The organism is Bacillus sp. PSXD-155 (assembly GCF_049310765.1).
Classification (GTDB): domain Bacteria; phylum Bacillota; class Bacilli; order Bacillales; family Bacillaceae_G; genus Bacillus_A; species Bacillus_A cereus.
This window is the reverse complement of record NZ_JBMOWC010000094.1, coordinates 1-10,518: the sequence shown is the minus strand read 5'-3', so window position 1 is coordinate 10,518 and position 10,518 is coordinate 1. Positions and strand designations below refer to the sequence as shown.

Genomic DNA, 10,518 nt, shown 5'->3' with positions numbered 1-10,518 from the left:
CATTGAAAGGATCCAAACAAATAACTTAAAACAATTTAAAAATACACTAGATAATATCTTTGATATTAGTGCAGATTTAATTGAACATCCTTTGCAATTAAAAACAAACACGAATATTTTACTATATTATTTTGAAGGCCTTACAGATGGTGTTGCATTAAAAACCAATGTTGTTACACCATTATTACAAGAAGTAAATGAAGACAGTCAAATATTTAATTCTAATATTATTGCTACTCATACCAAAATAGTATATACATGGAATGAAATTAAAGAAGGATTACTTGAGGGGCAATGTGTACTGTTTATAGAAGGAGAAAAGCGTTCACTTCTAATAAATACAAAAGGCTGGGCAGAGAGAGCAATTCAAGAGCCAATTTCAGAAGTTACTATAAAAGGATCCCATGATGGATTTATTGAAAATGCCACAAAAAATATAGGTCTTATCCGTCGATATATTCCTTCTACAGAGTTAAAAATCAAAAAGCTGACGATTGGAGAAAGAGCCACTTCTTTAGTCTATTTAATTTACTTAGGTGATGTAGCAAACGCAGATGTAGTCCAAGAAATTGAAACTAGAATCTGTAAAATCAAAACAGATGCGGTATTAAGTATTGGAGAGCTATCTAATTATACAAAAGATCAAAATTGGACTCCTTTTCCACAGGCTTATTTAAGCGAGCGCCCAGACGCCATTTCAAATCATATACTTGATGGGAAAGTAGCAGTATTAATAGATAGATCCCCTGGTGCAATGGTTGTTCCTATGAATTTGATTGGATTTTTTCAAACCCCAGATGACTATAATATTCATTGGCTCATCGCATCATTTTTTCGCTTATTACGATTTGCAGGATTTATTATAGCTATTTTTTTACCCGCATTTTATATTGCTATAGTCTCTTTTCACTTTGAAATTATTCCTATAGACTTATACACTTCTATTGCAACATCAAGAGTCAAAGTCCCTTTTTCCCCCTTATTAGAAGCTTTTATAATGGAAATTACACTAGAAATGCTACGTGAAGCTGGCATTCGCTTACCACAACCAATTGGACAAACTATTGGAATCGTTGGAGGGATTGTAATTGGACAGGCGGCTGTTCAAGCTGGTCTTGTTAGTAACGTTATGGTTATTATCGTATCTATTACAGCCATTGCTTCATTTATTGTTTCTAATTATGATTTATCAAGTTCTATACGCCTTATCCGTTTTCCAATGATGTTATTGGCTTACTTTTATGGGATTGTAGGTATTGTTAGTGGATTAATGCTCTTATTTGCTCATTTTGTTTCACTAACTTCCTATGGTTCACCATACGGAATGCCAATCGCACCATTTCGTCTCCAAGAGTTAAAAGATTCTTTTGTAAGATTTCCTATTTCGATAATTACCACCCGCTCGAGTACAGGACAGCCGAAACAAAGAAAGAAAAAAGAAGGTGGTTAACATGGGGAATCTTAAGTTCCAAAAAGTAACTTTATTCGAATTTATTATTTTCATTCATTCGCTGCAACTCGCATCTGGTATGTTAATTATGCCAAGCCCACTTGCTACTACTGCTGGTACAGATGGCTGGATTTCGATCATTCTCGGATGGATAGTTACTTCTATAATCGGTGTATTTATTATATTAATGTTACAAAAAAATCCTAACAAAAATTTCTCACAAATCTTAAAAACATACTTTGGTAAATGGATAGGGACAATTCTTTTTCTTGCATATGCCTTTTATCTATTTTTTGCTGGATTTAATACTTTATTAAAGGCAACTGATATTGTAAAAGTGTGGATATTCCCTTCCACTCCTGCTTATCAAATCACCATATTATTACTATTACCTTTTATTATTTTAGCCCTGAGTGGGTTAAGGGCTCTTACTAGTTATTCTATGCTTGTTTTCTTCTTCACTACTTGGATGCCGCTATTTCTTCTTTTTTCACTAAAGACTAACTACAATCCTTTACACCTACTACCTATATTTAAAGAAGGATTATACCCTATTGTAAAGGCAACAAAAGAAACCATTACTCCTTATGCTGGCCTAGAAATTGCATATTATATATACCCATTCTTACAAAAAAAACAAAAAGCCATAAAAGGACTACTAATAGCGAATACTGGAACCATGTTTTTCTATCTATATGTTACTATCCTTTCTTATATATACTTTAGCCCAGAAGGGATAAAAGACGTAATCTGGCCAGTATTTCATCTGTTAAAAGGGGTTCGTTTTTCTTTCATGGAACGATTAGAAATTATATATATCGCTTACTATTTGATTGTATTTTCCACTACGATATATCCGTATTTATTTTTCAGTTTTGAATCTGTGACCATTTCACTTCAAAAAAACGCCCGCAATTGGGCGCTGCTTGCTTTTATGTTATTTATAGTTAGCCTATTTATCTTCCTAAATCCCGATGTGGATCAATATTTGTTTATATATTCTCTTATGGATATCTTAAATGTCGTTTTCTTTATTCTATTACCAATCTTATTTTTCGCTTACAGTATTCTTTTTACTTGGATTACTAGGAGGAAACAACTTTGATTCGAAAATGGATATGGATTGTAATTTGTTGTGTATATATAATTGGTTGTAGTCAGAGAATTCCTCTTGAGAAGGTTTCATTAATCCTGTTAATCGGCTTGGATAGAACCCCTAATGGAGATATAAAAGTTGGAACAAGCATACCACTCTTTCATCATAAACAACAAAAAAGTACTATAGAACATTGGACACAAGCATCAACTGTATATACTGGATTCAGTAAGATAGATACGAAGTTAACGGGCTTTATGACAGCTTCCAAAGCTGAAATCATTTTAATTGGGAAAAAATTAGCGCAAGAAGCTAATTGGTTGCAGGAGCTTGATTCTTCTTACCGTGACCCTTACGCTACCATTAATGCTAAAGTAGTACTTGTAGATGGACCTGCAGAAGAAATTTTCAAAATTCATAAGCCTAGTAAACCATCACTTTCATCTTATATAAATGGTGTAATCGAATCGTCAATTCAAAATAACCAATCCGTCTCTTCTACAATTCAACAATTAATGAGAGAACAAAATGAAGAAGGAATGACGCAAGCTGTTCCAATTATCAAAAAAACAAAGAATGAAATCGACACAGTAGGAATTGCATTTTTAAATCGAAAAGGGAAATATTTAACTCATATCCCTAAAAAAGATGTTAAATTTTTCAATCTTATAAATAAGCAAAAAAGTAGCGGGCGAATGATACTACACCTTGCCCTTCCTCCTAAAAAGTCCAACAAAAAAACAAACACTTCTATCTTCGTACAGAACGCGACAAGAAAGGTAGTTGTTAATTTTCAAAACGGAAAGTTTGTATTTAATCTCGATATATATGCTAATGTAGCTTTAATAGAAAAAACCAATGCGAATTTAATTAAGGGGCACTATGATAATAAAAAAAATATAAATAATTTAAAAAGTGCCATTCAAAAAGAAATTAATAATAATTTACAAAATATGTTGTATGAAATACAGCAGAATAAAATTGATCCAATCGGATTATCCCTATATGCTAGAGCATTTCAATATAAAGAGTGGAAAAAAGTAAAAGGAGATTGGTTGCAAGCGTTAGCAGAGGCTAAAATAAATGTAAAGACACACGTCAAAATAAAAGATACTGGGACCATTAGAAATTAGACTAGTCTATTCTTCTGCTTAAAATTATTTCTAAGTGGAATTTTCCATCTTCTATAATTATTATGTAAAAGATAATAACTCAAAGAAAAATCTACTGGTTAAATGCTAACCAATAGATTTTTTTATCTAAGGATTCTTTTAAAAGTACAACAATTTTACTGTAGTAATCAAGGACTAGTTTCTAATTTTAGTTACTGGAGAGTATAATCCCTACCAGCTTTCATCCCAATAGCAACTCAATGATATAACATTAAAGATATAATCCCTTAACTTAGGGATTTTGACTTTTCAAATTTATACCATTGTCTTAGTTCTATGTACTTTGATATATATGTCCACATCAATATGTTATTGCATCATATACTGAATAGATAATTTAAATTACTTTTAAAAAGGATGATGAGGATGAACCTAGATGATATACAAAAATCCTATGGCGTAATTGTAAGTTTAGGAGGATTGTGTCAAGTCACTAACCAAATCAAAAGGCACCATTTAAGAACATTTTCTGGACCTTTAGATTGGTTTTATTATCCATCACTTTCAGATGTAAACAGATTACTTAAAAATCGATTTGAAAAATTTATGAAGTTGGAAAATATGGTCATAGAAGGTTCAGAAAGTTACGGTCTTATTGAATCAGAATTTGATAATCAAACTAAATGGGCAGAACGAATTACCTATTGTATAAAGGACACTTATTATAATTGTTTTTCAATGCATGACTTTCCTATTGACTCAGAAAAGGATTGGAAATCAACTTATCCTTCTTTTAAAGCTAAATTAGACACTAGAATTAATCGATTCCTTGAAAAAATAAATAGTAGTGAATCGATTTTATTCATTAGGATTTGGGGAAATCGAGATGAAGCGATTGAATTTAAAAACGTATTATCCAAAATTACAAATAAAGATTTTAATATTCTTATTGTCAATTTTAAGGAGGATATATCTAATATCGTTGAACAAAATTGGGGAATATCAAGGGTTTGTTCAATTGAACTCCCACGTTATCAGGATAGATGGGAAGGTGATGATTCCGATTGGGATTATATTTTAAATAAAATAACATTAACTTAATACTTTTCTTTTTACTTTTAACATGATTTTGCCAGTAAATTAAAATAGGTGTAGAGAAATAAAATTCCCATCTAATTGATACACACTTAATTAATAAACCGTTCATATAATAATTCATAAGTCCTTCTTTATTGAATAAATGGTTCTTTACAAAATTGATTCCATCACTAGAGCACCTTTATACGGTGCTCTTTTTTAAATTTGTAAAATCTACAATTTAATATTTGTTCACTTTTCCTCTAAATAGTTAATTTCCTTCTTAGATTTTTCATTATAAGCTTCTTCAATTCCCTTGATTCCCCTCCCCTTCTTTTATCTTATAAACAAGCAATTTCTTTCATTAGTATTAAATAAAATAAGGCATTGATTTTAAAATAACCTAATTTACATAAGATTGAGAATAAACTACAGTGCGTATTCTTCACGTTTAATCAGCATTTGAATTATAAATCTAACATATATTTTTTAGTTGATTGTCATTATGGTACAACCGTGTATACATTTATCAAACAAACTACATAGTTTAAATTAGTAAAATATATAGAGAGGAAGGAAATAAATCTATGAAAGTCATAATTTTGTGTGGCGGAAAAGGGCTTCGGATGCAAGGAATTTTAGAGGACATTCCCAAACCATTAGTTCGAGTTCAAGGAAAGCCTCTCCTCTTGCATATAATGAATTGGTATAGAAAATATGGACATTCTGATTTCATTTTACCCTTAGGATATAAAGGTGAGAAAATTAAAGAATATTTTATGGACTTTAGCTGGAAAGAGAATGACTTTAGTTTGAATTTTAAAACCAGTCAATATACGCTACTTCAGGAATTAGAAAATTGGAATATACACTTTATAGATACAGGAATTGATACAATGACCGGGGCAAGACTAAAAAAACTTGAATCCTTTGTACAGGGTGAAACCTTTTTATTAACTTATGGTGACGGATTAGCCAATATAGATATTAATCAACTAATAGCATTCCATAAAGAAAAAGGAAAAATTGCTACATTAACTGGAATTAAAAAAAATAGTCAATACGGCCTATTGGCGGTGGAAGATGGAATTGCTATTGATTTTAAAGAAAAACCATTACTTGATGAAGTAATTAATGGCGGTTTTTTTGTATTTAACAAAGAAATATTCGATTATTTAAGTAATAATGATGATTGTGTTCTAGAAGAAGACCCTCTTCGAAATTTAATAAAAGACAATGAGCTCGCAGTCTATGAACACAATGACTTTTGGGCTAGTGTCGATACACCTAAAGATTTAAAAACTGTAAATGAAAGTTGGAATCCAAATAAATTTTAGTGGAGAGGACTGAATAAGCATTGAACTCTAATGATAAAAAAATAAGTTTACCTCGATTGTATATCCCCTCTAATGAGAAAATAGTTAACCCGCTTTCAACAGGAATTAAAGCTTCAAATCTCTCCAAAAAAAATACTCAAAAAAGAATTAATCCCCAATTCTATAATCAACAACATGCTCTAAATAATCATTTCTGCGTCATTGTAGGTAGTGAGTATGTCTTGAAAATTATTGCTTTACAGCAATCATTAATGCAGTACTCAGAAAAATTCACATTGTGGATTTGTTGTATAGATCCTTTTGCATATTCACTATTAAAAGAAATGAGTTTAATTAATGTAAACCTTTTACAAGTTGAAGAATTAGAAGATCGTGAACTAAAAGCAATAAAGAGAAAAAGAAAAGTAAATGAATATTGTTGGACTTTAAAATCTGTCTTGATAGAATATTTATTGGTCAATTATGATTTACCATCTATTCTATATTGTGATGGTGATTTATGCTTTTTCTCTGACCCTAATATTATTTTTGAGGAATGGGGTGACCATTCTATTTTCCTAACCCCCCAAAGAGATCGTGATTGGGTAGAAAAAATGTATGGAAAATATCAGGCTGGTCTAATTGGATTTAAGAATGATCTCTATGGACTAAAAAGTGTAAGATGGTGGAAAAATAAATGTATAGATTGGTGCAGTGCCGAGGCTGAGGAGGGGAAATTTGGAGACCAAAAGTATTTAGATTATATCCCTATATATTTTCCAAAAGTAAAAATTTCAAATAACTTAGGTATAAATGCTGCGCCTTGGAACTGTATATATAATAACGATTATAAAATTGACAAGACTAAAAACGATATATTTATTGAAAACGACAAACTAGTTGTTTACCATTTTGCATGTATTACTATCTTTACTGAAAATGATTTTGATCTTTGGTCTTTGGGAGAAATTTCAATACCCAATAATATATTAAACCATATTTACACTCCGTATTTAGAGAGAATTCAATTTGTTTTAAAGCAATTAAAGGATAAATTCAATAAAGATACTAAACAATTTTTAAGTAAAAAAGATATAAATAAAGCTCAAACTTTATATAAAGATTCACAATTAAGAAGAAAAATGAATCAATCCAATCATTTTATGAACTTTTCCATGATTATAAGTAAAGAACGATTAATTCAAGGATTGACCTCTTATTATTCCTTAGAAAATTTCAACGCTAAATTTACTGTATGGATCTGTTGTATGGATGATTTAACTTATCAAATATTAGAGAAATTAAAATTAAAGCACGCCATACTAATTCCGGTAAAAGAAATTGAAAATCATGAACTCCTCAGTATAAAAAATGATAGAAGTTTACAAGAATATTGTTGGACATTAAAAGCGCCCCTATGTCTACATGTCCTTAGTCTTTATCCGGAAGTTGATCACATTATATATTGTGATGCTGATATGTATTTCTTTACAGCACCTAATATCATTCTTGATGAGTGGTGGAAATATTCTGTATTCCTTTGCCCTCAAAGAAGTTCTACTGCAATTGAAAGCATACACGGTATATACCAAGCTGGTTTAGTAGGCTTCAAAAACGATCAAAATAGTAAAGAAATTTTAACATGGTGGAAAGATAAATGCCTAGAATATTGTAATAATCATTATGATGTTGAAATGAATAGATGGGGTGACCAAAAATATTTAAATCACATTCCTAACATCTTTTCTAATATAAAAATCATGACTCATAAAGGTATTGATGCAGCACCTTGGAATGTCATTTTAAATAGCAGTTCTATATCCAAAACAGATAATAAAGTTTTTATTGATCAAGATGAATTAATAGCTTTTCATTTTGGAAGTATGCAAATTATTAATCCAAACGAGTTCGATTTATGGAAACAAGAAACTTTAGAATTACCTCCAGCAGTTTTAGATTATATATACATTCCTTATATTGAACAATTGAACAAGACATGTCATACCCTTCATAATACTTTTCAAAAATCTCCCTCCTCTTTATTTGCTGACAAAATTGATACAGCAACAATAAAAAATTATTTTAAATACCCCTCCCCTCATCACAATTAAGACTGATACTTTCCTTATTTAAAAATAAATCTATTTATTTCAGCAACTAAAAATACATCTTAATAAAGGATAGATTATCACTATGATTGCTTCATTTAAAAATAAAACTTTCCTTATTACTGGTGGATACGGTTTTATTGGTTCTCACTTGGCACGAAGACTTTTAAATTTACAAGCAAAAATTGTTCTTTTCATAAGAACACCATCAAACTCTTGGAGACTAAAGGATATTCTAAAATATATTGAAACCTATGAAATAGATATACGAGATAAAAAACAAGTACAAGATGCAATAAAGAAAATTAATCCCGATTATATCTTTCACCTGGCAGCCTATGGTGTAAATTCTGCCCATACAGATTACATCCATGCTATAGAAACAAATGTTATAGGGACTTGTAACATTATTCAAGCAGCAAAATTGGTGAATTGTAAAAAAATCATCAATTTTGGGAGTAGTTCTGAATACGGTAACAAGATGGAACCTATTCATGAAAATATGTTACTAACTCCTGTGGATATCTATGGAAGTACCAAAGCTGCTGCTACTATACTCGCCCATCAAATTGCTAGCGAAAACAATATTAATCTTATAACATTAAGACCTTTTGGCATATTCGGAGAAGGCGAAGAGCCGCATAAAATTTTTAGCTATATAATCTTGCAAGTATTACAAAACAAAGATGTAAATTTAACTTTATGTAATCAATTAAGAGATTATTGTTATATAGAAAATGTAATAGATGCCTGTATCCTAGCAGTAGAAAATACTACTGTACAAAATGAAATCTTTAATATTGGGAGCGGCACTATTCACCCCTTGAAACATTATGTAGAATTATTATTTAAACATTTGAAAACCAATTCCAGACCAAATTACGGTGCAATTTCCTCTAGAACAAATGAAAGATGGGTTCCTGAAGCAGATGTGCAAAAAATAAGAAAATCTCTTTCCTGGGAACCTAGAATTAATATTGAAGAAGGAATTATAAAAACTGTTAATTGGTATAAAAATAATAAACATTTATACCTAACTCCCTAAAAATAGGGTACTAAAGGAGGTGGACTAATTGTTAAACCAAAACTTTAATAATGCTTTTTACGGAAAAACAATTTTAATTACTGGACATACTGGTTTTAAAGGTTCTTGGTTATCCCTATGGTTGAATGAATTAGGTGCTACTGTAATCGGATATTCATTAGATCCTAAAAATAAAAATGATAACTTTAACATTACTAACCTTCAAAATAATATAATTGATATTCGTGGAGACATTAGAGATTTTAATAAATTAAATAAGGTTTTTACAGATTATAAACCTGAAATTGTATTCCATTTAGCTGCCCAACCTCTAGTTAAGTATTCATATGAATATCCTAGAGAAACATACGAGGTAAACGTTGTAGGAACTATGAATGTACTAGAGGCAATTCGATTACATGAATCAGCTAAAATAGGAATTATGGTGACAAGTGACAAGTGCTATGAAAATAAAGAATGGCCTTGGGGTTATCGTGAAATTGACCCTATGGGCGGCCATGACATATATAGCTCAAGTAAAGGATGCTGCGAACTTTTAATTTCTTCCTATCGTAATTCTTACTTTTCAGAAGAAAAATTTTCTCACCACAAGAAAATAATTGCAAGCGTTCGAGCTGGTAATGTAATTGGTGGTGGTGATTGGTCAATAGATAGAATTATTCCTGATTGTATACGAGCATTAGAATCAAACAAAAAGATTATTATTAGAAACCCTACTGCTATTAGACCCTGGCAACATGTACTAGAACCCTTAAGCGGGTATTTACTCCTTACAGAAAAAATTATAAATAATGGTATCCTTTATTCAGGGGCATGGAACTTCGGGCCATCCCTAAGCAATATTGTTTCAGTAGAAAAATTAGTGACCGGTTTACTAGATATTTGGGGCTGCGGGGATTGGACAGCAGAAAATATAGGTCCAATAAATTTTCATGAAGCAAATTTACTAAACCTTGACATTAGCAAAGCAAAATTCAATCTTAATTGGCAGCCAAAATGGTCCCTACAACAGACTTTAGAAAATACAATAGAATGGTATAAACATTATAATTCTTACACCAGTTCTGAGATGAGAAATCTATGTATTAGCCAAATCAAACAATATTGCATGCTTTGAACTACTCCCACTTACCCATACTTGCTGTGAGTTCCTTATGGAGGGAGTCTTCTTGGTTAAAATAATAAAAGATACATTAATTTTTATAGTCTAAATTATAAACCTACTATACCTAAAATTATGTGATTGTCCATTAACAAAGATTTTATTTCTTCGGTTATTTCAAATCAACTATTGACATTATACTTAAGAATAAA

At 30.7% G+C, this 10,518-nt stretch carries 8 protein-coding genes; all 8 read left to right on the top strand.

Features of this window, described 5'->3' with window-relative positions; translation table 11 throughout:
* Window position 1: 1 nt before the first annotated feature.
* Window positions 2-1,450, top strand: a complete 1,449-nt coding sequence (locus ACO6VI_RS32185; RefSeq protein ID WP_422425125.1) for a spore germination protein — start codon at window positions 2-4, stop codon at window positions 1,448-1,450.
* 1 nt (window position 1,451) lies between these two features.
* On the top strand, window positions 1,452-2,555 hold the full coding sequence (locus tag ACO6VI_RS32180; RefSeq protein ID WP_161520213.1) for a GerAB/ArcD/ProY family transporter: 1,104 nt from the start codon (window positions 1,452-1,454) through the stop codon (window positions 2,553-2,555).
* Entirely contained in the window at window positions 2,552-3,679 is a 1,128-nt protein-coding gene (locus tag ACO6VI_RS32175; RefSeq protein ID WP_161520212.1) for a Ger(x)C family spore germination protein, read from the top strand. The genes ACO6VI_RS32180 and ACO6VI_RS32175 overlap by 4 nt, the downstream gene beginning before the upstream one ends.
* A 405-nt stretch (window positions 3,680-4,084) precedes the next feature.
* Window positions 4,085-4,759, top strand: a complete 675-nt coding sequence (locus tag ACO6VI_RS32170; RefSeq protein ID WP_161520211.1) for a papain-like cysteine peptidase — start codon at window positions 4,085-4,087, stop codon at window positions 4,757-4,759.
* Between the two features lie 563 nt (window positions 4,760-5,322).
* Window positions 5,323-6,072, top strand: a complete 750-nt coding sequence (locus tag ACO6VI_RS32165) for a sugar phosphate nucleotidyltransferase (protein ID WP_161520210.1) — start codon at window positions 5,323-5,325, stop codon at window positions 6,070-6,072.
* Window positions 6,073-6,092: 20 nt separating this feature from the next.
* Window positions 6,093-8,162: a glycosyl transferase gene (locus ACO6VI_RS32160; RefSeq protein ID WP_161520209.1), complete on the top strand. Its 2,070-nt coding sequence runs from the start codon at window positions 6,093-6,095 to the stop codon at window positions 8,160-8,162.
* A gap of 82 nt (window positions 8,163-8,244) precedes the next feature.
* Window positions 8,245-9,204 (top strand): NAD-dependent epimerase/dehydratase family protein, encoded by a 960-nt coding sequence (locus ACO6VI_RS32155; RefSeq protein ID WP_161520208.1) that lies wholly within the window; start codon window positions 8,245-8,247, stop codon window positions 9,202-9,204.
* A 28-nt stretch (window positions 9,205-9,232) separates the two neighbouring features.
* Window positions 9,233-10,321: a CDP-glucose 4,6-dehydratase gene (gene rfbG, locus ACO6VI_RS32150; RefSeq protein ID WP_422425121.1), complete on the top strand. Its 1,089-nt coding sequence runs from the start codon at window positions 9,233-9,235 to the stop codon at window positions 10,319-10,321.
* The last annotated feature ends 197 nt before the right edge of the window (window positions 10,322-10,518 follow it).

Bases quoted from the DNA above. Each gene is read 5' to 3' on its own strand.
- ACO6VI_RS32155 (WP_161520208.1), top strand. From the start codon at position 8,245: ATGATTGCTTCATTTAAAAATAAAACTTTCCTTATTACTGGTGGATAC.
- ACO6VI_RS32180 (WP_161520213.1), top strand. From the start codon at position 1,452: ATGGGGAATCTTAAGTTCCAAAAAGTAACTTTATTCGAATTTATTATT.
- ACO6VI_RS32170 (WP_161520211.1), top strand. From the start codon at position 4,085: ATGAACCTAGATGATATACAAAAATCCTATGGCGTAATTGTAAGTTTA.
- ACO6VI_RS32165 (WP_161520210.1), top strand. From the start codon at position 5,323: ATGAAAGTCATAATTTTGTGTGGCGGAAAAGGGCTTCGGATGCAAGGA.